The sequence below is a fragment of the Agromyces bauzanensis genome (assembly GCF_014645655.1).
In the GTDB taxonomy this organism is placed as follows: Bacteria; Actinomycetota; Actinomycetes; order Actinomycetales; family Microbacteriaceae; genus Agromyces; species Agromyces bauzanensis.
In genome coordinates this window covers 446,081-469,356 of the sequence record NZ_BMMD01000001.1, presented here as the reverse complement: position 1 = coordinate 469,356, position 23,276 = coordinate 446,081, and the positions used below count along the sequence as shown (strand labels likewise).

Genomic DNA, 23,276 nt, shown 5'->3' with positions numbered 1-23,276 from the left:
CGCCGCCGAGATCAGAAGACCAGAACAAGCGCGGGAGTACCAACTAGCCAGAACCTCGGTACCAGGTCGCTGGACTATCGGTACCGAGAAGCGCTACGCGCCAGCTGGAGGAATCGATGTGGATCCGCGTCGAGTGCCGCCTTGTTGGCTTCGATGACTTTGATCATCGAGGTTGGGCTGTCGGCGATGGCCAGCCACGTGGATTTTGCATCCCCGGGCCGAGGCGTCGCGGCAACGCGTGCATAGATGAAGCGCGTCAGTGCCTCGGCCGCCTGATGCCGGAGCGACAGCGCGTCGATCGCGACCTGGACGCTGCGGTGTTGAGTGTCGAACCCGAGCGCCGAATCTGCGCCGTCGAGGCCAAGGGCCTTGAAGAACTCCGGTTCGTTCTCCGGGTTTGCCTCGTAGCTTGATCGAGCGGTTTCGAGCAGCATCGAGGCTCGCGAGGAGAAGTGGCTGAGGGGGTCGGAGACGAAGAATTCATCATCGAGGATCTTCGCCTGCTCAGGGGTGAGTGTTGTCGCCTGCGCTTGGATCGGAAGGTGCATGCACCTTAGTCTGCCTGGTGCCAGTGCCATTCGAGCTCGGCCGACTCTTCATGGGGCGGTCCAAGCTGGAGGGGCTTCGACGCGCAGGGCGGCACGCCGGAGTGGAGGAACTGCCGTGCTATGTCAGCCGCTGTGGCCGATCGCCTGTCGACCGGCGTCCTGTCTCCCATGCCTCGACCCCTGCTCGGTGTAGCGCTCGGTAGACGACGCGGGCCCGAACCCCACTACCCGCGGGCTGCCCCGTATACCTCCGGAACAAGGACGAGGGATACGAGAACTTCGGAACGTGGGTCCAGGAGGCTGCGAGGGTTGCGCGAAGATAGGCCTCCTCCAGGGGATACTTGTGGCAGGGAACGACATCAGCGCCCCAGTGAGCACCCGCCACAAACTCTCCACTTACGGGTCGAGAGATCGCCCCGCGAGTCGAGATGAGCCGATAGGATCAATGCGAGGTCTTGGCCTCGATTCCCCTGATCAACCCAGGAAATCAGCCAGATTTCGAGCTAACGGTGGTCGTTCCCGAGAGGTGAAAAATCCTCCAAGGGGTCGCAGGTTCAAATCCTGTCAGCCCGACGAAAAAGCCCAGGTGGGAGACACCTCTCACCAGGGGTTCGTCGTGTCATGCGGTGCGCTCCGGCATCGCGGCTTGCAGTCGCGCGTATGACGCTGTGCAACTCGCGAGTGCGCATGCAGCACGAGTTGTCGAGCCCGAGTGCACGACCTTCGCGGTGTTCGACCGCGAGCTTGCGGACGCGGCGGCTCGCGAAGGCTTCTCGATCCTGACTTGAGGAACCTATTCCTTGGCGCCAGCCGACCTGGAGAGAACCAGTGTCGCGCGTGCGAAACAGCGCGGGCGGGCCCGCGGAGGACCCCGCCCGCGCCATCTCCCAAACGGTCAGTCGATGCTGATGATCGGGCAGTTGATCACAATTCCGATCGCGCGCCAAGCGCCTCCGTCCAGCGAGGTCACCAGTCCATCTTCGGCGAGTTCGGCGATGTCGGCGAAGTCGTCTTGGAGCACGTTGTCGCCGGCAGCGACGGCCGCCTCGGTCCAGACGGTGGCGTGGACATCCCACAGCGGGCTCCACTCGTCCGCGTGCCTCGGGATCGACTGGACGATGTTGAGGGCGTCGCCCTCGCCGAGCAGTGCGCTGTTCAGCCCCTGCCGGTTCTCGTTGTCGACCCCGGTCTGCCCGTTGACGATCGGTGCGATGCCCGACCGAGCCGAGTCCTCCTCGTTGGAGCCGAGACCCGGCGCGGCGTTCAGCGCCGGCGCGTACGTGGCGTTCTCCAGCGCCGCGATGAGAGGATCGGAGGCGTCGAAGGACAGGTAGTACACTTCATGTCCCTCGTAGAACCCCTCCGTCTCGGTGAAGACGCCGCGCTCGACGCCGTCGACATTCTCGCGAGCGATCAGCTTGTCGTGATCGCCGGTGCTGTTGGCGACCTGCGGAGCGTTGAGCACCGTGCCGTCGGGAAGCTGGACGAGCGGGGTGTATCCTTCCTCGCCGATGGAGCCGGGCTCGGCCGTCTCCGGGGGGAAGCCCGCAGGATCGTCGGCCACGATGAGCTCGGGCGAGAAGTCCACACCTGCGGGGAACACCAACGTGCCGTCGACGAACTCGGCGAGCTGCACGGCGTCGGTGCCTGCGGCATTCGCGAGCTTGGGGGAGAAGTTCACGCCCCGCTCGCGAGCATCCTTCTTCTGCGAAGACTCGAGTACCACGTACTCGACCTCGGGCCCATCGACGCTGCCGATGCGCGCCGTGTACAACGGCAGCGAAGCGGTGTCGACGACGGTGTTCTCGATCGCGCTGTCCGGAAACACCTTGCGCTTCTCAGCCTCGTCGCCGGTGGTCGCAGCGGCGGACAGGGCGACTGCCAAGGTTCCGCCGGTCAGCGCCACGCTGAGCGCAGCCGACAAGGCCACGGCTCGCTTGAACGTCCTCACGATTCATCACTCCTTTTGCTAGAGTTGCGAGCAACTCACACCCGGTTACGCGATTGGTGCACGTAGAAGGGTTGGGTGCGGGCGCACCGGGCGGGCGATCGGAAGGTCTCCATGATCGTCCCTCCAGGTGCTTGCTCGGGTTCGCGTCCAGTATCACGCGCGACCTGCCCGCCGGAGGCATGGCAATCATTACCGAATGCGGACGCCCCGTCAGGCCCTCCTGAGCGTGAGACTCAACCGGGCAGTCCCGTCGACCGGCCGAGCAGCGAACCGCCGGGTGCGGCGGACCGCTCGGACAGCGCATACCTGAGCAGCACCATGTCGCCGATACGACGGGTCTCGGTCAGAGGCGCGGGGCGATCGGGATTCCACGGGAACCGGCCGCCGCCGATCAGCCGGGGTGCTCGAGGATCGCCGACGAAGAACGGGGCGATGGCCAGCTGAAGCTCGTCGACGAGGTCCGACGACAGGAACTGCGTGATCACGGATCCGCCGCCTTCGACGAGGAGGGTGCGCACCCCCCGGTCCCGCAGTTCGCCGACGAGGTCGGTCATCTCGATCGTCTCGCCCAAGCCGACCACGGTTGCGCGGTCGCCGAGCCGGTTGCGGATGCCTCGGGCCTCAGACCGGGGGCAATACACCAATTTGGTCGTGTGTCCGGTGGTGAAGAACTGCGACCGCGGATCGAGGTCGCCGGTCGAGGTCACGGTCACCTTCCAGGGCGACGGCGGCAGGCCCTCGGCTTCGCGTCGACTCCGTCGCTCCTCGCTCCGCACCAGCAGTCTCGGGTTGTCGAGGCGCAGGGTACGTGCTCCGACCAGGATGGCGTCGCTCTGCGCCCGAACCTCGTCGACCCGATCGAAGTCCTCCGCGTTCGAGAGCGCGAGGCGCGGTGGCGACGCGGTGTCGAGGTACCCGTCGATGGACATCGCGGCGTTGAGGATCACGTACGGCCGGTCGATCACGTTCCCATCTTTCCGTCAGCGCCGGCGACAAGGGCGGCAGGTGCTGGTGCGGAGCTTCGAGCGCGGCGAACAGCGGCCCGTCACGGCGAGGACGAGGCCCGGGACGACGCCGATCATCGCGAGCACGCCGAAGAGGGCGGATGCGGCGACGCCCGTGGAGGCGCCGAGGCCGGCGACGGCGAACGTCCAGCCGGCGACCCCCTCGCGCGGGCCCCAGCCGCCGATGTTCAGCGGGATGGAACCCGCGAGCAGGACGACGAGCGCGAGGGCGGCGAGGCGAAACGGCGGCACGCTCGCCCCGACTGCAGCGACGGCGACGCCGAGGGTCGCGACGTGGCATCCGACCACCACGATCGACGCGGCGACGACGCGCACGAACGCACCGGGCGATCCCACGCCGGCCGAGAGCTCGTCGAGCTCGCGTCGCAGCACGCGCTGCACCCGCACGCTCGCTGCGACGGCCGCAAGCGCCGCCAGAACGAGCACCGTGAGGCCGATGCCGAGCGCTGCGAGCAGCACTCCCTCGAACTCCGAGCCGAACCACGCGAGGATGACGACCGCGAGCGCGAACTGCACTACCTGCCCCATGGTGCGCTCGATGACGACGGCGCGGGCGGCTTGCGGGACGTTTCCCGTGTCGCGTCCCCGCGTGACGGCTCGTTCGACGTCACCGACCACCCCGCCCGGAAGCACGGTGTTGAGCAACTGCGACCGGTAGTGCCTTCCGATGGCGTCGGGCAACCGGAGGCCGACGCCGAGTCGCTCTGCGATGACGCTCCACCGCCACGCTGCCGCGACCGTGGCGGCGGCGGAAAGCGCGAGAGCGGCAGCGACGGCGCGGAGATCGATGCTGGACAGGCCGCGCAGGAACGGCCCGGAGCCGACCTGGCCGACGACCGCGATCAGCAGGCCGACGCCGACGAGCGAGCGAGCGGCGACGCGGAACCACGTCGATGACACGACCGCGCGCACCCGTGCGTACGACGACGCGCTCATCATGGCCACGCCAGCAGGTCGGCATGCGCGACGGTGGCCGAGAGCGCCCCGTGCCGCAGTTGCGACGAACGCAGCGCTCGGTATCCGGAACCGTCGACCTCGAGGTCGGCACGCTGCTCGAGTGCCGCCCCGAGCCATCCGTCGAACCACTGCTCGAGCAGCCGAGGATCGTGATCGCCGAGTCGCCAGGGGGTGGCGGCCGATCGGACGTTCCAGCCGGCCTGGAGCAACAGGCGGTGCGCGAACGCGCCGCCCGACGGCCCCAGGAGCCGGCGTTCGCCCACACGGCGCTCCTGGTGTTCGTTGAATGCCCTCTGGAACACGTCGTCGCGAGGATCCCGCGGGTCGAGGCGCACCTCGCCGGTCACGCTCAGGCTGAACAGCGCGGGGCAGCCGGCATCGACGCAGGCTTGCACGACGGCGCGCACCTCCTCCGCGGTCAGCACGTCGAGCAACGCGGAGGCCGTCACGAGCGACGCATCCTCGAGATCGTCGGACCCGAGCCGCGCGAGTTCCCCGGCGCGGGTGCGCACAGTGACCGCTCGTCGTTCCTGATCGAGTGGGACGACACCTTCTGCCGCGCGTTCGACGAGATCCGCGTTCCAGTCGTGCAGGACCCAGGTCTGCGGACCGAGCAGGAGCGGCGCCAGCCACCTCGTCATGGAGCCCGTACCGCTGCCCAGGTCATGGATCACGATCGGGCCCGATCCCAGCCTGCGGGCTGCCGCGCGGGCGAGCCGGCGCGATCGGGCGCGTGCGTCCTCCTGTTCGCGAAGCGCCAGCCACTCGCTGCTGACCTCGATGATCTCGCTCATCGGGTGCCCAGCCGCTCTGATCCGATGACGGCCGACTCCGAACGGACCTCGCTCAGCACCGTGGCGACGATCCACGCGGTCTCGTCCCAGACTCGAGTGACCGTGCGCGACCGCAGCGCCTCCGACTTGAGCTCTGCACGCCACCCGGGGTCTTCCGACCACCGCCGCAGGACGGCACGCAGCGCCACCGGATCGTCGGGTGGCGTGAGGATGGCGGCGGCACTCGCGGCGATCGCCTCCGGCACTCCGCCCACGCGCGCCGCCACGACGGGGATGCCCCGGGCGAGCGCCTCGGTGACGACCATGCCGAAGCTCTCCGCCCGCGACGGCACGACCACGAGGTCGGCGGCGTGGTACGCGTCCGCGAGTCGCCGGCCCGTGTACACCCCCCTGAGCTCGACGCGCTCCGTGAGTGCGGCGGATCGGATCGCGGCGGCGGTGCGGATCGCGAACTCCCGGTCGACGTCCAGCGAGCCCACGATCGAGCAGGACCAATCGGGCAGATCGGTCATTCCCGCGAGCGCCTCGATGAGCACGTCCTGGCCCTTGTGCGGCGCGACCGCGCCGACGCAGAGCAGGTGTCCACCCGATCGGGATCCGGATGCCGTCGGTCCGGCGTCCGTGCCCGGATGAGCCACCGCGATCCGGTCGGGCACGGCGTAGGCGCGCGCCACGAGTTCGGATCGCGTCCACTCGCTCGTCGCGATCACACGGCGGGCGGCGCTCAGGGCCTCGCGCTCGCGTTCGGCCGTTCCCGCGTCGTCGTGCATCCCGGGCAGGGCGCTGGCGACCATATGCGCCAGCACGACGATTCGAAGACGCGTCGAATGCGCGCGCAGCACGTCCGATGCCGCTACGGCGATCAGGCCGTCGACCAGCACGAGGGCGTTGCGGGGGAGCACGGACATCGCGTGCACCACGTCGTTCACGCGGCCTTCCGCGACGCGCACCAGTCGCACGTCCAGGCCTCGCGCTCGCAGCGCTCCGGTGAGGCGCCGATCGTAGACGTTGCCACCGCTGACGCGCTCATCGTCGTCGACGGCGTCGGGTACGAGGAAGTGCACGGTCGCGTTCATCATGCGTCACAGGCTCCGCTCGTAGCTCGCCCATGCGATGTGCGACTCGTGGAGGGTGACCTCGATCGACGACAGCCGCGCGCCGGCCGATCCGAGCCGTCCATCTGCCGCACGCTCTGCGAGTCGGTCGGCGATGACCTGGCACATCCGTTCGGTCGTGGTGTTCATGCCGGCGAACTCCGGTTCGTCGTCCAGGTTGCGGTAGGTCAGCGAACCCGTGATCTCAGCGAGCGCCTCGGATGCCAGCCCGATGTCGATGACCACGCCGTCGGTGTCGAGTTCGCTCGCACGGAACGACGCGTCGACGATGAAGGTCGCCCCGTGCACGCGCTGCGCCGGGCCGAAGGTCTCTCCCGAGAAGCTGTGGGCGACCATCATGTGGTCTCGCACGGTCAGGGTGAAGGTCACGAGGCATCCGTCCAATCGATCGTGTGGCAGAGCGCAGTGCTTCGCCCGGTTGCGAGGTCGGCCATCACGACGGGAAGGTCGCCCCACGGGGAGTGGCCCGTGAGCAGTGCGTCGAAGGCCGCGTCCTGCAGAAGCTCGAGCGCAAGCGTCAGGCGGTCGCGAGTCGTCCGCGTGCCTCGACGGCGCCCGGCCACGGCGCCCACCTGACTCGACCGGATCGTCAGGCGGCGCGAGTGGAAGTCGGCGCCCAGTGCGAGGGTGACGGGCCGGTCGCCGTACCAGCTGGCCTCGATCACCTCCCCGTCGGTCACGACGGACGCGAGCGCGAGCTGCAGCCCCGCCTCCGACCCGCTCGTGTTGATGACCAGATCGCAACCGAGGGGCGCATCGCCGGGTTCGGCGAAGCCGACGTCGAGACGATCCGCGACCGCGCGACGCGATGCGTCCACGTCGACGAGCACGACGTCGAGTCCGGGGATGCCGCGAGCCAGTCGTGCGACGCAGCATCCGATCATGCCGGCACCCACGACCGTGACCCGGTCTCCGATCAGGGGGGCGGCATCCCACAGTACGTTGACCGCGGTCTCGACCGCCCCGGCGAGCACGGCACGACGGGAGGGTACGCCGCGAGGGACGGGAACCACGGCATCAGCGGGCACGACGAAGGCCGACTGGTGGGGGAACAACGTGAAGACCGTCCGCCCGCGGAGCGCGTCGGGCCCCTGCTCGACGACCCCGACGTTGAGATAGCCGTACTTCACCGGTCCGGGGAAGTCGCCCTCCTGGAACGGCGCGCGCATCCGCTCGTGCTCACTGCTCGGCACGCGGCCCAGGAAGACCGTCGCCTCGGTGCCGCGGCTGATGCCCGTGTACCGGGTGCGCACGAGCACCTCGCCCTCGACGGCAGCGGCGATCGGCTGCCGGCGCAGGGCCGCCACGCCGGGCTCGTCGATCCAGAACGCCACGGCCTCAGGCAACGGTGCTTCTCCTTCGATGATGAACCATCCGGCGATCTCCCCCGTTACCCGAATATGCTCCGTGAGATGCTCCATGACAAGGACACGTGATGGCGGGCAATACGGTTCACCTCGCACCGATCGGGTCGGCCGCACTCGGTGCGGCCGGCGTGTCGGCGATCTGGGTCGTCGACGAGCTGCCGGCGATCGGCGCCTTGGTGGCGCTCGCGTATCTGACAACGAGCACCGCCCTGCTGCTCCGGGCGCTGCGACGCCGGAATGCCGCCTGCTTCGGATGGGCGAACGTCGTCACGGCGACCAGATCTGCCGTCGTCGCAGTCATCACCGGACTGGTCGCCGCCTCGTTCGTCGGGCCGATCCCGGCTCCGCTCCTGATCGGCCTCACCGTCCCGGCGCTCGCGCTGGACGCCATGGACGGATGGGTCGCGCGGCGTACCGGCACCGCCACCGAGCTCGGCGCTCGATTCGACATGGAGGTGGATGCATTCCTCCTCCTCATGCTCAGCGCGTACGTGGCACAGGCGCTCGGTCCGTGGGTGCTGGCGATCGGCCTCATGCGCTACGTCTTCGTCGCGGCGGGATGGATGCTGCCCTGGCTACGCCTGCAGCTCCCGCCCCGGTACTGGCGGAAGGTCGTGACGGCCGTTCAGGGGATCGCCCTGACCGTGGCGGCATCCGGCATCCTCCCGGAGCTCGCCGGCGTGCTCGTGGGAGTCGCACTCGTCCTGCTCGTCGAATCCTTCGGCCGCGACGTGGTATGGCTGGCGCAGCGAAGCCGCACCCCGCGAGCGAAGCTGGGTGCGGCACGGTGATGCGCAGGCCGGCTCACATCCGGACGACGCGCGATCATGCTGTCCGCGGCGTGCGGAGTGCGACCAGCGTGGCGATGGAGAGCACCACGACGCCGATCGACTCGATGATCACCGACTCCGGAACGAGGGTGAAGCTCCACGTCTCGGTGATGCCGAACAACCCGACGGTCAGGGCCAGAAGGAGGGCCACGAGCGTCGCGAGGACGAACAGCACACTCAGGATGCCGGTGATGACCAGGAGCCGTCCGCGCAGGACGAGCATCCCGATCGCCAGCGCGACGCCCGCGATCGCGTTCAGCACGAAGAGCACGCCGAGCACGCCGCCGACACCGTCGAAGACGAGGAAGAGATGGATTCCGCCGACCGCGACGAGGACGATGGCACTGAGGATACGCATGACCGTCAGGACGGTCCGGTTGTCGGTTCCAGTCATGTTCGTGTTCACGTTCATACCCGCTTCCGATCGAGGCCTCCGGCGGAGACGCTAGCAGTGACACGAGACAGCGTGGGAAAGAGTTCACGCTCGTGGCCGCACCAGGTGCGCGGGAGGGTTGCCCTGGTGGTCGCGATCCTGCTCCTCGTCGTGGTGCCGCTCGTGCCGGGCGCACTCGCCGACGGCTCGCCGGCGCCACTCGCCGGGCTTCCCGTGGAGTCGATCCTCGCAGTGCTCCTCGTCGGCCTGCTGCCCTGGCCGCCCGCACGCGGACTCGTCGCGGCCGGCTTCGGTGCGACCGTCGTCGGCGCGCTCGTCCTCGCGGCGATCGACGTCGGCTACCGGTCGGTGCTCGACATCCCCTTCGATCCGCTCGACTGGCAGCAGCTGGGCGACGCGTTCGGGGTCCTCCAGGGCTCGATCGGCGGTGCCGCCGCGAACGGGTTGGTCGCGCTCCTCGCGGCCGTCGCCGCCGGATCGATCGTCGCGCTCGCGTGGGCTGCGCTCCGTGTGGGCGCCGCCATCGGGCCCGAGCGTCCGCACGGAACGATCTCGATCGTGACGGTCACCGCGGTGTGGATGATCGCGGCCCTGACGGGCTCGAGCCTGCCCGCGGGCCAGCCGGTCGCGGCGGCCGCATCCCTCCGTTCGATCAACGCGTCGGCGTCGCACGCCGCGGCTGGGGTCGCCGCGCTCGCCGACCTGTCGAACCGGATCGCGACCGACCCGTACCGTGACACGGCCGGTTCCGAACTGCTGACCTCGCTGAAGGGCAAGGACGTCGTCTTCGCCTTCGTCGAGAGCTACGGCAGGGTGGCCGTGGAAGGGACCGGATTCTCGACGGGCGTGCAACGGGTGCTGCGAGTCGGTGAGGCACAGCTTCGCGCCGACGGTTACGGCTCCCAGAGCGCCTTCCTCACCTCTCCGACGTTCGGTGGTCTCAGCTGGCTCGCGCACTCGACGTTCCAGACCGGACTCTGGGTCGACCGGCAGCCGCTCTACAGCAGGGTGATCCGGAGCGATCGATTCACGCTGAGCCGAGCGTTCGGAGAAGCCGGATGGCGCACGGTGAGCGTGGTTCCCTCGAACACGGAGCCGTGGTCGTTCGGCACGACCTTCTATCACTTCGACACGCTCCTCGACGCGAACGACGTCGGCTATCGCGGGCCGTCCTTCGGGTATGCGCGCATCCCGGACCAGTACACCTGGAAGTACTTCGCCGACCACGAGCTCGCCCGGGACCATCAACCGGTCATGGCCGAGATCGACCTCGTCTCCTCGCATACGCCGTGGGCGCCGCTCCCGCGGCTCGTGCCGTGGTCCGACGTGGGCGACGGTTCCGTGTTCGAGTCCCAACCTGCGCAGGGGCAGTCGCCGACCGAGGTCTGGCAGGATCCGGAACGCGTGCAGCAGGCGTACGCCGAGTCCATCCGGTACTCGCTCGATGCGATGTTCGCCTTTCTGCACGAAGCCGACGACCCGAACCTGGTGCTGGTGGTGCTCGGCGACCACCAGCCGGCGACGATCGTGAGCGGGCAGGGCGCCGGTCACGACGTGCCGATCAGCATCATCTCGAAGGACCCGGCCGTCTTCACGTCGATCGAGGAATGGCGGTGGCAGGACGGGACGCTGCCGGCACCGGACGCACCCGTCTGGCCGATGAGCGCGTTCCGCGATCGATTCCTCGACGCCTTCAGCGCAGGGTGAGGCCGGGACTCAGGGCGCGGGCGCGTCCGCCGGCCGACGCCAGAGCTCGTGATCGCCGATCGTGCCGTCCTGTACGAAGGCCGCCTCGAACTCCGCTGCGTGCGTGGGGGAGAGCCACTCGCGCTGCCCCGGCGTGATGACCGCGGCATCCGCGCCCTCGATGTACGACCACCACCGGGCCTGCCATTCATCGGACTCGATGAGGCCACGATGCGAGAGCGAGCCCGCGTTCGGCAGGGTCATGCCGAGGCTCAGCGGGTCCACGTCCATCGGGCAGCCGTGGTCGAGGTCGGCCCCGACCCGATCGGCGGCGACGAGTGTCGACGGCATGCCCGCGACGCACTCACGCCCCGCGGCCCACTCCTGAAGTTGCGTCGCCGAGGGCGTGGGCCGGACCCGCACCAGATCGCCGGCAGCCATCAGCATGAGGATCACGAGGCCGCCGGCGAGCACGAGGTGACGCACGCGCGCTCGTCGCAGCCGGCCGACCGCGGCGCCGAGTGAGAGGGCGAGCGGCGCCATCAGCCACGCGGCGTAGTGGTAGAAGAACATCGAGGCGACCGCCAGCAGGATCGCGTGCGCGAGCGTGATGAGGCCCCACCATGCCTCATCGCTCCATGCGCCGGGTCGACGTCGCGCACGGCCCATCTCGATGAGCGGGAGGGCGGCGACGAGCGGGAGCAGCGCGACGCCCAGCGCGGATGCCGCGGTGGGGATCAGTTCGCGCAGCGTGGGGAACGCGAGGTAGGGGGAGAAGACGTCGGCCCGCTCGGCGAGGTCGACCTCGTTGCCGCCTCGCTCGAGTTGGGCCGTGACCGTGAGCGACCACATCGCGCCCGGATCCCGGAACAGGAAGGGCAGCGCCAGCAGGCCGGCCGTGACGGCGCCGGCGGCGACGTACCTGGCGAACGCGGCTCGGCCGAAGGCGACCCAGATCATCCAGCCGACGATGACGACGTCGACGACTGCCCAGTACTTCGACGCGAGAGCGAGTCCGAGCGATGCACCGGCGATGAACGGTGCGAACCGCCACCGGAACGTGATCGCGAACAACGCGACGAGAAGGAACAGGTTCAGGTAGGGCTCGAGCAGGTACGTCTGCTCGGTGACCACCGCCGTACCCCAGACCGCGTAGAGCCCGCCGCCGATGAGCACCGCCGACGCGCCGAACCGGCGTAGCAGGAGGCCGATGAGCACCGTGTTCGCGACGCCGACGGCGACGGTGAGGAGGCGGGCACCCGCCAGCCCGACCGCTTCGGTCGTGCCGGCGCCGAGCAGCGCGAACGGCGTGAGCGTCAGCAGCGATCCGGGCGGGTGCACGAAGTCGAAGTCGGCGTACGGTGCGAGCCCATGCAGCATCGCGATCGTACCGGCGAACATCACACCGTCGTCGTTCTCGCGCATCCAGAGGATGGACTCGGGGAACACGAACGCGGCCGTGCGCACGATCAGTGCGACGACCCCGGTGGTGACGACGGCGATGACCGCCGCATGCCCAGCGCGGCGGGACGGCGCTGCGGTCATGGCGTCGCCTGGTCGGGAGGTCATTGCCGCCATCCACGCCCTCCGCACGTCCGCCCGGGGTGCCGGCAGCGGGGATCGGGAGGATCGCTGAACTCCTTGCCACTTCCAGTCTATTGCGGCACGTGGGCCTTGCCGCAAGGGCCCCCGTGGGGCGCACAATGGTGAACTCGATACCGGAGATGATGACGTGACCTCTGTGACCACCGGCGCCTTCAACCTTCCCGAGCACCTCGCAGCCAAGGCCGACCCGATGCTGATCGTCGGCGACGAGCAGCACTTCGCGGTCATCGCGGAGCGACTCGAGCAGCTGGTCGCCGGCCTCACCGAGCGTCTCGACGTCCAGCGCAAGGCGGCCGGGCGCGCCGGTCAGCAGGCCCTCGAGCGCGACCTCGAGATCCACCGGCTCACCGCGCGTCTGCGATTGCTCCGACGGTTCGGCCTTGACCTGTGCCTCGGCCGCATCGTCGCCGCGGATGACCCCGAGCCCGTGTACCTCGGACGGATCGGCCTCACCGACGGCGCAGGCGACCGACTGCTGCTCGACTGGCGCGCGCCGGCCGCGGGGCCGTTCTTCGGAGCGACCCACGCTAACCCGATGGGACTGGCGAGTCGTCGCAGGTATCGCTGGACCGGCAGGCGTGTCAGCGACTACTGGGACGAGGTGTTCACCCCCGACGGCTTGGAAGGGCATGCCGCGCTCGACGACCAGTCCGCCTTCATCGCCAGCTTGGGGAGCAGCCGCTCACCTCGGATGCGCGACGTGCTCAGCACCATCCAGGCCGACCAGGACGCCATCATCCGCGCGGGTTCTCGCGGCGCGCTCGTCGTCGACGGCGGGCCCGGCACCGGGAAGACGGTGGTCGCCCTGCACCGCGCCGCTTATCTCCTCTACTCCGACGCGCGGCTCGCTCGCGGCGGCGGGGTGCTGTTCGTCGGGCCGCACCCGGCCTACCTGGCGTACGTCGCCGACGTGCTTCCCAGCCTCGGCGAGGAGAGCGTGCAGACCTGCACCCTTCGGGACCTCGTCGCGGAAGGTGCGATGGCAGCATCCGAAACGGCACCGGATGTCGCGGGCCTGAAGTCCTCCGCACAGCTGGTCAACGCGGTCGAGTCGGCCGTCAGGCTCTACGAGCAGCCGCCCGCGGCGGGGATGACGGTCGAGACGCACTGGGCCGACGTCTGGCTGAGCGCCGACGACTGGGCTGACGCGTTCGACGCGGCGGATCCCGGCGTGCCGCACAATGAGGCGCGCGATGAGGTGTGGGAGGAGCTCGTCGGCATCTTGATCGATCGGCACGACGAGGATGTGCCGCGCGATCAGCTCCGCAGGTCGCTGCTCCGGAACGAGCAGCTGACGAGCACGTTCGATCGCGCGTGGCCGCTGCTCGATCCGGCCGGCCTCGTCGCGGACCTGTGGTCGGCGCCCGACTTCCTGCGCAGGTGCGCCCCCTGGCTCAAAACCGACGAGGTCCGCATGCTGCAGCGCGGGGACCCACGGGCGTGGACGGTGTCGGACCTCCCGTTCCTGGATGCCGCTCGGCAGCGCATCGGCGACCCCGAGGAGCCGCGACGACGGCACCGGCTGCAGGCCGCGATCGCCGCCGAGCGGGAGCAACGGGCCATGGTCATGGATCACCTGATCTCGGCCGACGACTCCGAGATGCTGTTGATGTCGATCCTGCGTGGGCAGGACCTGCAGAACACGCTGGTCGATGACACGTCGCTCGCGAGCGCCGATACCGACCTGCTCGCAGGCCCGTTCGCGCACGTCATCGTCGATGAGGCGCAGGAACTCACCGACGCCGAGTGGCAGATGCTGCTGCGCCGTTGCCCGTCGCGGAGCTTCACCGTCGTCGGCGACCGCGCCCAAGCCAGGCACGGGTTCACGGAGTCGTGGCAGGAGCGGCTCGGTCGGGTCGGCCTTCGCAACATCGGTTCGGCCTCCCTGAGCATCAACTACCGCACACCGTCCGAGGTGATGGCCGAAGCCGAGCCGGTCATCCGCGCTGCGATCCCCGACGCCAACGTGCCGACCTCCGTCCGCAGCAGCGGCATCCCGGTCGGATACGGATCGACCTCCGAACTGGGCGCGATGCTCGACGCGTGGCTCGCCGTCCACGCCGATGGCATCGCCTGCGTGATCGGCGACCCGACGTTCGAGCCGACGCCACGCGTCCGCTCGCTGAGCCCGGCGCACGTGAAGGGGCTCGAGTTCGACCTGGTCGTGCTCGTCGACCCCGAGACGTTCGGAACCGGCATCGAAGGCGCCGTCGACCGCTACGTGGCGATGACCCGGGCGACGCAGCAACTCGTCATCCTCACGGGCACCTGAGCTCGGTCTCGAGCGCGCGGGAGTACACGTGCCCGGTGACCAGGATCACTCGACGCTGGTCAACGGAATCTGAGCCAGATAGGTTGTATGTGTAACGGTTTCTGTCGGAAGGGAGTTGCGACATGGACGCCCCGACGTTTCCTGATCTTGTTCGCTACCGGGATCTTGAAACGATCGGGTTGACTCGGTATCGCTTCGATCGACTGATCGAGGCCGAACAGTATGAGCGCATTGCGCCGGGGCTGTTCCTGCGTGCCGGTACTGTCGATGACACCACAGCAGCGTGGATGGCGATCGCCTACAAGAAGCCAGAGGCGACGATCTGCTTGCTGTCGGCGCTTGCGTTGCACGACCTCACCGATGAGATCCCCTCTCGCACCGACATCGCCATCCCACGCGGCTCACAGCCATTGGTGATCCACCACACACCGATCGCCTGGCACCGATTCGACGCCGACACCTTCACAATCGGCCGGACTGAACATGCACTTCCGAACGGGCTTTCGATCGGCCTGTATTCGGCGGAGCGAACGATCATCGATCTCTTTCGCCTGCGTCACGAGTGGGGGAGCGACCTCGCCATCGGAGCGCTCAAGCGATGGCTCCGCGAACGAGGTAACAGCCCGGCAGCGTTGTCGGTGCTCGCCGATGACTTCCCGAAGGCGCGAGCCGCACTGCAGAACGCATCGTCCCGCTCGGTCAGCGGCCCGTCACCCTACTCGGGTACCCGCTGACAATGGTGCTCGCGGAGAAGATCGTCACCGCAATCGACCGTGGCGAGGCCAACACCCGCTGGCGCGACTTCGCCGACATCTATACGCTCTCCCGCGTCAGCCAGGTCGATGGCGGGGTGCTCCGTGCTTCGCTCGAGACCGTCGCCGCCTACCGTCGCGTCGAGCTTGCGCCATTGATCCCGAGGTTCGCGGAGATGCCGGAGCGAGTGCAGCCGAAGTGGCGAGCGTGGCGCGTCCGCGTCAACCGAGACCGGGAGCTTCCTGAGCAATTCGCTGACGTGCTCGATGTGGTCGCCGAGTTCGCGGATCCAATCCTCAACATGGCGGCCTCAGGGGAGTGGAACGCGCGCACCGCAAGATGGACGTCGAACGGATAGTGTTTGCCGCACACGTCGATTCCCCACCTCGCCGCAGCCGACCACCGTGCCGAGGTGGTGCGCGGGGGCGTGTCATCAGCCACGCGCCGCAGGTGGCGAATCGCCGTCCGGCGGCTGCCGTGAGGAGACATCCGGGCAGAATGGTCGGATGGCCACCGACCGACCACCGAGACGCCGGCTCTCGGCCGCGGTCGTCCTGGCTGGTGCTGGGCACGGTCTTCGATGCGCGTGACCTGCTCGTGTATGTGATCAGCGTCGCCGTGATGAGCGGGGCGGATGTCGCGATGGTTCTTCGCTCATCTCAGAAGATGGACGTCGCTAACTGAAGACTAGTGCCTAGTCCTTGGTTAGAATGATCCCATGGTGAGCTCGGACTCTGCATGGCCCGCAGTCGGCACCGAGCCGCGCCCATGGCACCGCGGCGAGCCGGCGGTCGCGTCGCGGCGGCAGCTGCGCGCGGCAGTGGGGGAGTACCGAGCCGCACTCGTGCCGATGATCGCCGACCGCGAGGTGCGGCTCAGCCCCGAGACGCTGGCGGTGGCCGACGACGCGAGCAAGGAGCTCACCCGGTTCGACGCCGAGGCCGGTTCGTTCGCCGCGCCGTTCGCGGCGATCCTGCTGCGCACCGAGAGCGCGTCGAGCTCCGAGGTCGAGCAGCTCACCGCGAGCGCGAAGCAGGTCGCGCTCGCCGAGCTGGATCGATCGGACTCGCCGAACGCGCAGCTGGTCGTGGCGAACGTGCGCGCGATGCAGGCGGCGATCGCGCTTGCGGATCGTCTCGACGAACAGGCGATCATCGCGATGCACGAGGCCCTGCTCGAGGCATCCGCTCCGCACTTCGTCGGCGGATGGCGCGACCAGCAGGTCTGGATCGGCGGCGGATCGTTCTCGCCGCATCATGCGATGTTCGTGCCGCCGCATCACGATCGGGTGCCGGGCCTCATGGCCGACCTCGTGCGGTTCGCGGGACGCACCGACGTGCCGGCGCTCGCGCACGCGGCGATCGCGCACGCGCAGTTCGAGACGATCCACCCATTCCCCGACGGCAACGGGCGCACCGGGCGCGCCCTGCTGCACGGGATGCTCCGTGCCGCCGACGTGACCCGGAACGTGGCGGTGCCGGTCTCGGCGGGCCTGCTCGGTGATCTCGATGGGTACTTCCTCGCACTGACCCGGTACCGGCAGGGGCAGCCCGACGCCATCGTGGAGGCGGTTGCAGATGCCGCGTTCCGCGCGGTCGCCAATGGTCGAGCACTCGTGGGCGAACTGCAGGACATCGCAGCGGGGTGGGATGCGCTCGTTCGAGCCCGATCGGATGCCTCGGTGCACCGGGTCAAGGCGCACCTGCTGCAGCATCCGCTGGTAACGGCCACCTCGGTAACCGAAGCCATCGGAGTGAGCGAGGTGGCGGCGCAGACGTCCATCGACAAGCTCGCGGAGGTCGGCGTGCTCACCAAGGTGGCCGGGGGTGCCCGGTACCGCATCTGGCAGGCGACCGAGGTGCTCGCCGCACTCGACGCCTTCGCCGCGCGCGCTCGCCGCGCCCGCTGGTGAGCCGGGGGGAGAATCGTCCTGTGGGATTCACGCGCGCCGAGTTGGAGTCGTACCGGGGTGCGAGCGTCGACGACGTCATGCCGGAGCATCCGAAGCTCGTGTTCGTCGGCATCAACCCCGGGCTCTGGACGGCCGCGACGAACACGCCCTTCGCGCATCCCGGCAACCGCTTCTATCCCGCGCTCGCCTCGGCGGGCGTCATCCCGCGCCTTCCCGACTTCGCGAACGGCCTCTCCGATGCCGACCGGCGAATGATCCTCGACGCGGGCATCGGCATCTCGAACCTCGTGAACCGGGCCACCGTGCGCGCCGACGAACTGACCCGCGACGAGTTGCGGGCGGGCGCGCTGCGGCTCGCAGACGACGTGGCGCGGTGGCATCCGCAGGTCGTCGCGGTGGTCGGTCTCACCGCGTACCGGCAGGGATTCGACCGGCCGAAGGCGCACGCAGGTCGGCAGGATGAACGGCTCGGCGGTGCCGAACTGTGGGTCGTGCCGAACCCCAGCGGGCTGAACGCGCACGTCACGGTCGCTGACCTCGCGCGGGCATACGCCGAGCCGGCGCGAGCGGCCGGAATCGTCTAGCCGGCGTCGAAGGTGTCGCGGGCACGCTCGATCTGGGGCAGGTAGGTGTTCGCCCAGTCGAGCAGGGCGTCGATCGGCGCACGCAGGCCCTTGCCCAGCGGCGTGATGCGGTACTCCACGGCGACGGGCCGGGTGTTGACGATCCGCCGGTCGATGATGCCGTTGCGCTCCAGTCGGCGGAGCGTGGCCGTGAGCGACTTCTGCGTCACGGCCGGGATCGCGCGACGTAGGTCGTTGAAGCGGCAGGGCCGCTCGCAGAGCTCGTTGAGCACGCTGAGCGACCACTTGTCGAGCGCCTGGTCGAGCAGTTCTCGGTGAGGAGCCTCGATCCGAAACTCCTCTCGGAGTACCTCGCGGGGGGAGGGGTCGGTATCGGTCATGAAACCTGGTCTCGTTGAAGTGTCCTGAACCTACTAGGTATCAAGGGTATACCGAGTTCGTTTCCGACCTGAGGAGCCCCACATGACCGTTCAACGCTTCAGCCCCGAAGGCATGCTGCAGCCGACCCCGTACCACCACGTCGCCGTCGGCACCGGCAGCCGGCACGTGCATGTGAGCGGGCAGGTCGCCCGCCTGGGCGACGGCACGCCAGTCGCCCCGGGCGACCTCGCCGGGCAGGTGGCACAGGCGCTGCGGAACACCGCGGGGGGACTCTCCGGTGCCGGCGCGACCTTCGACGACGTGCTGCGACTGACGTTCTTCGTCACCCGATGGGAGCCGGGCATGATCGGTGCGTTCATGGCCGGCGTCGAGCGGGTGGCCGATGAGATCGGCCTGCGCCTGCCGCTGCCGCCGGCCACGTTGATCGGCGTCGAGCAGCTGTTCGAGCCCGACGTCCTCGTCGAGGTCGAAGCCACCGCCATCCTCGACTGAAGGGCAGGCCGAGCGAGGGCCGCGCGGGCCCTCGGCACGGGACAATGGAGCATGCTGCCCCGGTGGGTGCGACGGATGGTCGCGAGTGCCTCGCACTCGAGGCTCTTCGGCGCGATCGGGCCGTCGGTCATGCCGCCGCTCGAGCGCGCCTACCGCGCTGTGACCCGACGCCCGGGGCCGATCAGCGAGCTCGCCGTGCCGTCGCTCGTGCTGCACACGACGGGCGCCCGCACCGGGCTCGCCCGGCGCGCCGAGCTGATCTGCGCTCCGGATGCCCCGGCCGGCCCGCTGCTCGTCGCAGGGAGCAGTTTCGCCCGGCCGCGGCATCCGGGATGGACGTACAACCTCATGGCGCACCCCGACGCCGAGATCGACCGCGGCCGAGATCGCACCCGGGTCACGGCGACCCTCCTGACGGGCGCCGAGCGGGAGCGGGCTTGGGAACGTCTCGACGACGTGCTGCCCGGGTATCGACGCTACGAACGCGCCGCCGGGCGGGAGTTCAGGGTGTTCCGCCTCGACCCCGTCGAGTGAAGCGCACGCGGCGTCAGGCCGCCGCCGCGCTCGGCCCCAGCCGCTTCACGATGCCGCTGACCGCCGCCCGTCCGGCCCGGTTCGCACCTATCGTCGACGACGACGGGCCATAGCCGATCAGGTGCACGCGCGGCTCGTTCGCGACCTGCGTGCCGTCCATCACGATGCCGCCTCCGGGCGCGCGCAGGTGGAGCGGGGCGAGATGGTCGAGCGCGGCACGGAACCCCGTCGCCCACAGGATGACGTCGGCGCGAAGGAACGAGCCGTCGGCCATGCGCACGCCGTCGGGCTCGATGGCGGTGAACATGGGATGCCGCTCCAGCGCGCCGCGCGCCGCCGCCGCTCGCAGTGGCGGGGTCCACAAGAGGCCCGTGATCGACACCACGCTCTGCGGCGGCAGCCCCCGTCGCACGCGCTCCTCTACGAGGGCGACCGCGTCGTGGCCGGCGCGGTGATCGAACTCGTCGTCGCGCCACACCGGTTCGCGCCGGGTGAACCACGTCGTGGTCGTCACTTTCGAGATCTCGTCGAGGAACTGCACCGCCGAGATGCCGCCGCCCACCACGACGAGGTGCTGCCCCGCGAACTCGCTCGCCGCGACGTAGTCCTTCGTGTGCAGCTGTCGCCCGAGGAACGTGAACTGCCCCGGGTAGACGGGCCAGAACGGCCGGCTCCAGGTGCCGGTCGCGTTGATCACGTCACGGGCCGACCAGACGCCGGCGGATGACTCGACCGCGAGTCGCCCATTCGGGTCGTCGTCCTCCCTCCGCACCGCCGACACCGTCACGGGCCGCAGGATCGGCAGCGCGAGCTCGCGCTCATAGTCGCCGAAGTACCGGGCGAGGAACGCCGAGCTCGGTTCGGCGGGGTCCACGTCGGGCTTGGCGATACCGGGCAGGTCGTTGATGCCGTTGACTGTCGCCATGCGCAGGCTCTGCCAGCGGTGCCGCCACGCGCCACCGGGCCCCTGCTCGGCGTCGAGCACGATGTAGGTGCCCGCGGCCGAGCCCGGGTCGGCGCCGAGCGCGGCGCCCGCAGCATCCGTCGCCGGCAGGAAGCCGCGACGGCGGAGGTGGTACGCGGCGGAGAGGCCGGCTTGGCCGGCGCCGATCACGACCACATCGGCCGCGCGAACCGCGGTCGCCGACGAGCCGGCAACGCGGGCGCTCAGGAGGGTGTCGGTCACGCCAGGATGCAACGCCGCAACGCGGCCGGGACTTCCCACGAGGCCTACGGATGCCCCGAGCCGCCGATCGCGGCGATGAGCGCCCCGATCGCGGTGAGGCCGACGAGCGCGGCGAGCCCGTACCGCCGAACCTGCACCGCGAGGCGGGCGACCGAGAGCCGCCGGCGCGGGCGGCGCCGGCGGCTCTCGGGCGAGCGCCCGGTCAGTTCGAGCCCGGCACGATGAGTCCCTGCGTCGCGGTACGGGCGCGCTCGAAGCGGGACGCGACATCCGACCAGTGCGCGATGTTCCAGAACGCCTTCACGTAGTCGGCGCGCACGTTCTTGTAGTCGAGGTAGTAGGCGTGCTCCCACACGTCGAGCTGCAGCAGCGGCGTCACGCCGAGCGGTACGTTGCCCTGCTGGTCGAAGAGCTGGAAGACCACGGGGCGGGCGCCGATCGAGTCCCACGCGAGCACCGCCCACCCCGAGCCCTGCACGCCGAGCGCGGTCGCGGTGAAGTGCGCCTGGAACTTCTCGAACGATCCGAACGCGTCGTCGATCGCCGCGGCCAGCTCGCCCTGCGGCTCGCCACCTCCCTCGGGCGAGAGGTTCTGCCAGAACACGCTGTGGTTCACGTGCCCGCCGAGGTTGAACGCGAGGTCCTTCTCGAGCTTGTTGACGTTCGCCAGGTTGCCCGCCTCACGGGCCTCGGCGAGCTGCTCGAGGGCCGTGTTCGCGCCGGTCACGTAGGCCTGGTGGTGCTTGGAGTGGTGCAGCTCCATGATGGTCGCCGAGATGTGCGGCTCGAGTGCGGCGTAGTCGTACGGCAGGTCGGGGAGGGTGTACGCGTTCATCGGATGCGTCCTTTCGAGTCGTCCGTCGCCGGGCGGCGACGGTTGGGTGCGATGTGCGTGGGAATCAGGCGTTCAGAGGTCGGGGGCGGCGGGGTCGAACCGATGGAATCTGCGGTCGTGGTACATCAGCGGGTCGCCGGGCGTGCCGGGGATGACGTCGAGCACCTCGGCGAGGACGAGGGAGGAACTGCCCACGGGCACGACGTGCAGCGCCCGGCACCGGAACGCCGCGCGTGTGTCGGCAAGGAGCGGCTCGCCCGTGTTGAGCGTGGTCCAGCCCTGCTCGGGCGTGAAGCGCGGGGCGCCCGAGTGCGCGAACACCCGCGCGAGGTCGGCGTGGCGGTCCGCGAGGAAGTGCACGAGCATGGTGTCGGCGGCGAGGAGGCCGCCGGCCGATCCGGTGGCGCGCGTGACCGAGAACGAGATCGACGGCGGATCGAGGGCGACGGATGCCACGCTCGACGCGGTGAGCCCGACCGGGCCGGTGGACGTCGACGCCGTGATGAGGGTCACGGACGCCGGGTGCGTGCGGAACACTGCCTTGAGGGCCACGGCGCGGGCGGCGTCGTCGACGGCGGACTCGGTTTGCCTCGTGTCGTCGGTCATTCGTGGCCGCCCTGCGGCGGTAGCGCGGCGATGAGCTCATGATCGCGCGGGATGAGGCCGATCTTCGCGGCGCCGCCTGGCGAACCGATGTCGTCGAAGAACTCGACGTTGGCCTTGTAGTAGTCGGCCCACTCCTCGGGCAGGTCGTCCTCGTAGTAGATCGCCTCGACGGGGCATACGGGCTCGCAGGCGCCGCAGTCGACGCATTCGTCGGGGTGGATGTAGAGCGAGCGTTCACCCTCGTAGATGCAGTCGACGGGGCATTCGTCGATGCACGCCTTGTCTTTGAGATCGACGCACGGCAGTGCGATCACGTAGGTCATCGAGTGCTCACCGAGTTCAACACACGCATGTCCCCACGGTACGACCTCAAGTGGGGTTGAGGTCAAATGCGCCGCCATACGGGGACGCACGCGGGAAAGTCCGTAGGGTGGATCCGTGACCGCCGACCCCCGCGCCGAGCTCACCGCCCTCTGCGAGCGCGGGCTCGACTGGTCGATGAGGACGCCCCGAGTGCTCCCGGATGCCTCGACTGCGCGTCCCGCCGCGGTGCTCGTGCTCTTCGGCGTGCTCGACTCCGTGCCCGCGAGGTCGGGCGGCCACGTGCCGCGCGACCTCGACGTGCTGCTGTTGCGCCGCGCCGCGACGCTCGGCAACCACCCGGGGCAGATCGCGTTCCCCGGCGGGCGGCTCGAGGGATCCGACGCAGGTCCGATCGCGGCTGCGCTCCGCGAGGCCGCCGAGGAGACGGGCGTCGACCCCGACGGCATCGAGCCGCTGGGAGTGTTGCCCGCGATGCCGGTGCCCGTGAGCAACTACCTCGTGACCCCCGTGCCGGCGTGGTGGACGCGCCCCTCGGAGGTGGCCGCCGTCGACCACGACGAGTCCGTCGACGTGTTCCGAGTACCCGTCGGCGACTTGCTCGCGCCGGCGAACCGGGCGAACACGGAGCACACATATGGCGGCCGCACCTACCGCGCGCCGGCGTTCACGGTCGACGGCCGGATCGTCTGGGGGTTCACGGCCATCGTGCTGTCGCGCATGTTCGACGAGCTCGGCTGGTCGGAGCCCTGGGACGAATCGCGCGTGGTGGAACCCGACCGATGACGGTGGCCGGCCGCCGCGTCGCCGTCCTGGGCTGGCCGCAGGGGTGCCGGTTCCCCGCTGGATGGAGCGATCGGCATGAGCATGCTTCGGGCACTTGGGGTCGCGGCGCTGGCCGTGGCATCCATCGTTCTCGTACTCGTCGTGCCTCGTCCCGCCCGTGCCCACTGCGACACGATGGACGGTCCGACGGTGGCCGACGGGCGGCGCGCACTGGAGTCGGGCAATCCGTACCTCGCCGGGCGGGACATCCTGGGCGTGGTGCGCTTCCGGCTGCTGCCGTGGCGGAGGCGACCGCATCGGCCTCGGGCGAAGCGTGCACGGCATGAGCCACCCGCCGGCATC

25 protein-coding genes are annotated in these 23,276 nt (G+C 69.6%); 10 read left to right on the top strand and 15 right to left on the bottom strand.

Annotated features, from left to right (window positions below; genetic code table 11):
• Positions 1-74: 74 nt before the first annotated feature.
• The 8 genes from IEX31_RS02305 to IEX31_RS18650 form a co-directional block, all read right to left on the bottom strand.
• Positions 75-548: a hypothetical protein gene (locus IEX31_RS02305; protein ID WP_188741788.1), complete on the bottom strand. Its 474-nt coding sequence runs from the start codon at positions 546-548 to the stop codon at positions 75-77.
• An 895-nt stretch (positions 549-1,443) separates the two neighbouring features.
• Complete coding sequence (locus IEX31_RS02300; protein ID WP_188741787.1) at positions 1,444-2,499, bottom strand: hypothetical protein; 1,056 nt, start codon at positions 2,497-2,499, stop codon at positions 1,444-1,446.
• A gap of 233 nt (positions 2,500-2,732) precedes the next feature.
• On the bottom strand, positions 2,733-3,464 hold the full coding sequence (locus tag IEX31_RS02295; RefSeq protein WP_188741786.1) for a RibD family protein: 732 nt from the start codon (positions 3,462-3,464) through the stop codon (positions 2,733-2,735).
• Positions 3,465-3,479: 15 nt separating this feature from the next.
• Positions 3,480-4,460, bottom strand: coding sequence for a lysylphosphatidylglycerol synthase transmembrane domain-containing protein (locus tag IEX31_RS02290; RefSeq protein ID WP_188741785.1), 981 nt, complete (start codon positions 4,458-4,460; stop codon positions 3,480-3,482).
• Entirely contained in the window at positions 4,460-5,275 is an 816-nt protein-coding gene (locus tag IEX31_RS02285) for a class I SAM-dependent methyltransferase (RefSeq protein ID WP_188741784.1), read from the bottom strand. The genes IEX31_RS02290 and IEX31_RS02285 overlap by 1 nt, the downstream gene beginning before the upstream one ends.
• Complete coding sequence (locus IEX31_RS02280) at positions 5,272-6,354, bottom strand: glycosyltransferase family 4 protein (RefSeq protein WP_188741783.1); 1,083 nt, start codon at positions 6,352-6,354, stop codon at positions 5,272-5,274. The genes IEX31_RS02285 and IEX31_RS02280 overlap by 4 nt, the downstream gene beginning before the upstream one ends.
• Before the next feature lie 3 nt (positions 6,355-6,357).
• A complete protein-coding gene (locus IEX31_RS18655) occupies positions 6,358-6,759 on the bottom strand; it encodes a 6-pyruvoyl trahydropterin synthase family protein (RefSeq protein WP_229662039.1) in 402 nt (133 codons plus the stop codon).
• Entirely contained in the window at positions 6,756-7,736 is a 981-nt protein-coding gene (locus IEX31_RS18650; protein WP_229662038.1) for a zinc-dependent alcohol dehydrogenase, read from the bottom strand. The genes IEX31_RS18655 and IEX31_RS18650 overlap by 4 nt, the downstream gene beginning before the upstream one ends.
• Positions 7,737-7,825: 89 nt before the next feature.
• Between IEX31_RS18650 and IEX31_RS02270 the strand changes: the two genes are divergently transcribed.
• Positions 7,826-8,548, top strand: coding sequence for a CDP-alcohol phosphatidyltransferase family protein (locus tag IEX31_RS02270; protein WP_188741782.1), 723 nt, complete (start codon positions 7,826-7,828; stop codon positions 8,546-8,548).
• 34 nt (positions 8,549-8,582) lie between these two features.
• Here IEX31_RS02270 and IEX31_RS02265 read toward each other — a convergent pair whose 3' ends face one another.
• Positions 8,583-8,999, bottom strand: coding sequence for a hypothetical protein (locus tag IEX31_RS02265; RefSeq protein ID WP_229662037.1), 417 nt, complete (start codon positions 8,997-8,999; stop codon positions 8,583-8,585).
• A gap of 54 nt (positions 9,000-9,053) precedes the next feature.
• Between IEX31_RS02265 and IEX31_RS02260 the strand changes: the two genes are divergently transcribed.
• On the top strand, positions 9,054-10,688 hold the full coding sequence (locus tag IEX31_RS02260; protein WP_229662036.1) for an LTA synthase family protein: 1,635 nt from the start codon (positions 9,054-9,056) through the stop codon (positions 10,686-10,688).
• 9 nt (positions 10,689-10,697) lie between these two features.
• Here IEX31_RS02260 and IEX31_RS02255 read toward each other — a convergent pair whose 3' ends face one another.
• Positions 10,698-12,236, bottom strand: a complete 1,539-nt coding sequence (locus tag IEX31_RS02255; protein WP_188741781.1) for a dolichyl-phosphate-mannose--protein mannosyltransferase — start codon at positions 12,234-12,236, stop codon at positions 10,698-10,700.
• A 163-nt stretch (positions 12,237-12,399) separates the two neighbouring features.
• Between IEX31_RS02255 and helR the strand changes: the two genes are divergently transcribed.
• The 5 genes from helR to IEX31_RS02230 all read left to right on the top strand — a co-directional run bounded on the left by helR (position 12,400) and on the right by IEX31_RS02230 (position 17,793).
• Positions 12,400-14,544: an RNA polymerase recycling motor ATPase HelR gene (gene helR / locus IEX31_RS02250; RefSeq protein ID WP_188741780.1), complete on the top strand. Its 2,145-nt coding sequence runs from the start codon at positions 12,400-12,402 to the stop codon at positions 14,542-14,544.
• A gap of 122 nt (positions 14,545-14,666) precedes the next feature.
• Positions 14,667-15,278: a type IV toxin-antitoxin system AbiEi family antitoxin domain-containing protein gene (locus IEX31_RS02245; RefSeq protein ID WP_188741779.1), complete on the top strand. Its 612-nt coding sequence runs from the start codon at positions 14,667-14,669 to the stop codon at positions 15,276-15,278.
• Positions 15,279-15,280: 2 nt separating this feature from the next.
• Positions 15,281-15,655, top strand: a complete 375-nt coding sequence (locus IEX31_RS02240) for a nucleotidyl transferase AbiEii/AbiGii toxin family protein (RefSeq protein ID WP_188741778.1) — start codon at positions 15,281-15,283, stop codon at positions 15,653-15,655.
• A 360-nt stretch (positions 15,656-16,015) separates the two neighbouring features.
• Positions 16,016-17,209, top strand: coding sequence for a Fic family protein (locus IEX31_RS02235; protein ID WP_188741777.1), 1,194 nt, complete (start codon positions 16,016-16,018; stop codon positions 17,207-17,209).
• Between the two features lie 20 nt (positions 17,210-17,229).
• Complete coding sequence (locus IEX31_RS02230) at positions 17,230-17,793, top strand: mismatch-specific DNA-glycosylase (protein WP_188741776.1); 564 nt, start codon at positions 17,230-17,232, stop codon at positions 17,791-17,793.
• On the opposite strand, the gene IEX31_RS02225 is transcribed toward IEX31_RS02230, so the two are convergent.
• Positions 17,790-18,173, bottom strand: a complete 384-nt coding sequence (locus IEX31_RS02225; RefSeq protein ID WP_188741775.1) for a winged helix-turn-helix transcriptional regulator — start codon at positions 18,171-18,173, stop codon at positions 17,790-17,792. The two genes, IEX31_RS02230 and IEX31_RS02225, sit on opposite strands and share 4 nt — an antisense overlap.
• 82 nt (positions 18,174-18,255) lie before the next feature.
• On the opposite strand from IEX31_RS02225, the gene IEX31_RS02220 reads away from it, so the two are divergent.
• Together IEX31_RS02220 and IEX31_RS02215 are read left to right on the top strand one after the other, a co-directional pair.
• On the top strand, positions 18,256-18,666 hold the full coding sequence (locus IEX31_RS02220; RefSeq protein ID WP_188741774.1) for a RidA family protein: 411 nt from the start codon (positions 18,256-18,258) through the stop codon (positions 18,664-18,666).
• A 51-nt stretch (positions 18,667-18,717) separates the two neighbouring features.
• Positions 18,718-19,200, top strand: coding sequence for a nitroreductase family deazaflavin-dependent oxidoreductase (locus IEX31_RS02215; protein WP_229662035.1), 483 nt, complete (start codon positions 18,718-18,720; stop codon positions 19,198-19,200).
• Between the two features lie 13 nt (positions 19,201-19,213).
• Here the strand turns inward: IEX31_RS02215 and IEX31_RS02210 are convergent, their stop codons facing one another.
• From IEX31_RS02210 to fdxA, 4 genes are all read right to left on the bottom strand, one after another.
• On the bottom strand, positions 19,214-20,371 hold the full coding sequence (locus tag IEX31_RS02210) for an NAD(P)-binding domain-containing protein (protein ID WP_229662053.1): 1,158 nt from the start codon (positions 20,369-20,371) through the stop codon (positions 19,214-19,216).
• A gap of 217 nt (positions 20,372-20,588) precedes the next feature.
• The gene (locus tag IEX31_RS02205) at positions 20,589-21,221 is read right to left on the bottom strand and encodes a superoxide dismutase (RefSeq protein ID WP_188741772.1); all 633 of its coding nucleotides are present in this window, start codon (positions 21,219-21,221) and stop codon (positions 20,589-20,591) included.
• Between the two features lie 72 nt (positions 21,222-21,293).
• Positions 21,294-21,827, bottom strand: coding sequence for a flavin reductase family protein (locus tag IEX31_RS02200; protein WP_188741771.1), 534 nt, complete (start codon positions 21,825-21,827; stop codon positions 21,294-21,296).
• The gene (gene fdxA, locus IEX31_RS02195; RefSeq protein WP_188741770.1) at positions 21,824-22,150 is read right to left on the bottom strand and encodes a ferredoxin; all 327 of its coding nucleotides are present in this window, start codon (positions 22,148-22,150) and stop codon (positions 21,824-21,826) included. Before fdxA ends, IEX31_RS02200 begins: the two co-directional genes overlap by 4 nt.
• A gap of 115 nt (positions 22,151-22,265) precedes the next feature.
• Here fdxA and IEX31_RS02190 point away from each other — a divergent pair, with 115 nt between their 5' ends.
• Entirely contained in the window at positions 22,266-22,934 is a 669-nt protein-coding gene (locus tag IEX31_RS02190) for an NUDIX hydrolase (RefSeq protein ID WP_373285487.1), read from the top strand.
• Positions 22,935-23,276 lie beyond the last annotated feature (342 nt).

Excerpts from the sequence above, each read along its gene's own strand:
- IEX31_RS02305 (WP_188741788.1), bottom strand. The coding sequence starts at position 548 with ATGCACCTTCCGATCCAAGCGCAGGCGACAACACTCACCCCTGAGCAG.
- IEX31_RS02290 (WP_188741785.1), bottom strand. The coding sequence starts at position 4,460 with ATGAGCGCGTCGTCGTACGCACGGGTGCGCGCGGTCGTGTCATCGACG.
- IEX31_RS02285 (WP_188741784.1), bottom strand. The coding sequence starts at position 5,275 with ATGAGCGAGATCATCGAGGTCAGCAGCGAGTGGCTGGCGCTTCGCGAA.
- IEX31_RS02280 (WP_188741783.1), bottom strand. The coding sequence starts at position 6,354 with ATGATGAACGCGACCGTGCACTTCCTCGTACCCGACGCCGTCGACGAC.
- IEX31_RS02270 (WP_188741782.1), top strand. The coding sequence starts at position 7,826 with ATGGCGGGCAATACGGTTCACCTCGCACCGATCGGGTCGGCCGCACTC.
- IEX31_RS02265 (WP_229662037.1), bottom strand. The coding sequence starts at position 8,999 with ATGAACGTGAACACGAACATGACTGGAACCGACAACCGGACCGTCCTG.
- IEX31_RS02255 (WP_188741781.1), bottom strand. The coding sequence starts at position 12,236 with ATGACCTCCCGACCAGGCGACGCCATGACCGCAGCGCCGTCCCGCCGC.
- IEX31_RS02245 (WP_188741779.1), top strand. The coding sequence starts at position 14,667 with ATGGACGCCCCGACGTTTCCTGATCTTGTTCGCTACCGGGATCTTGAA.
- IEX31_RS02240 (WP_188741778.1), top strand. The coding sequence starts at position 15,281 with ATGGTGCTCGCGGAGAAGATCGTCACCGCAATCGACCGTGGCGAGGCC.
- IEX31_RS02235 (WP_188741777.1), top strand. The coding sequence starts at position 16,016 with ATGGTGAGCTCGGACTCTGCATGGCCCGCAGTCGGCACCGAGCCGCGC.
- IEX31_RS02225 (WP_188741775.1), bottom strand. The coding sequence starts at position 18,173 with ATGACCGATACCGACCCCTCCCCCCGCGAGGTACTCCGAGAGGAGTTT.
- IEX31_RS02220 (WP_188741774.1), top strand. The coding sequence starts at position 18,256 with ATGACCGTTCAACGCTTCAGCCCCGAAGGCATGCTGCAGCCGACCCCG.
- IEX31_RS02215 (WP_229662035.1), top strand. The coding sequence starts at position 18,718 with ATGCTGCCCCGGTGGGTGCGACGGATGGTCGCGAGTGCCTCGCACTCG.
- IEX31_RS02205 (WP_188741772.1), bottom strand. The coding sequence starts at position 21,221 with ATGAACGCGTACACCCTCCCCGACCTGCCGTACGACTACGCCGCACTC.
- IEX31_RS02200 (WP_188741771.1), bottom strand. The coding sequence starts at position 21,827 with ATGACCGACGACACGAGGCAAACCGAGTCCGCCGTCGACGACGCCGCC.
- fdxA (WP_188741770.1), bottom strand. The coding sequence starts at position 22,150 with ATGACCTACGTGATCGCACTGCCGTGCGTCGATCTCAAAGACAAGGCG.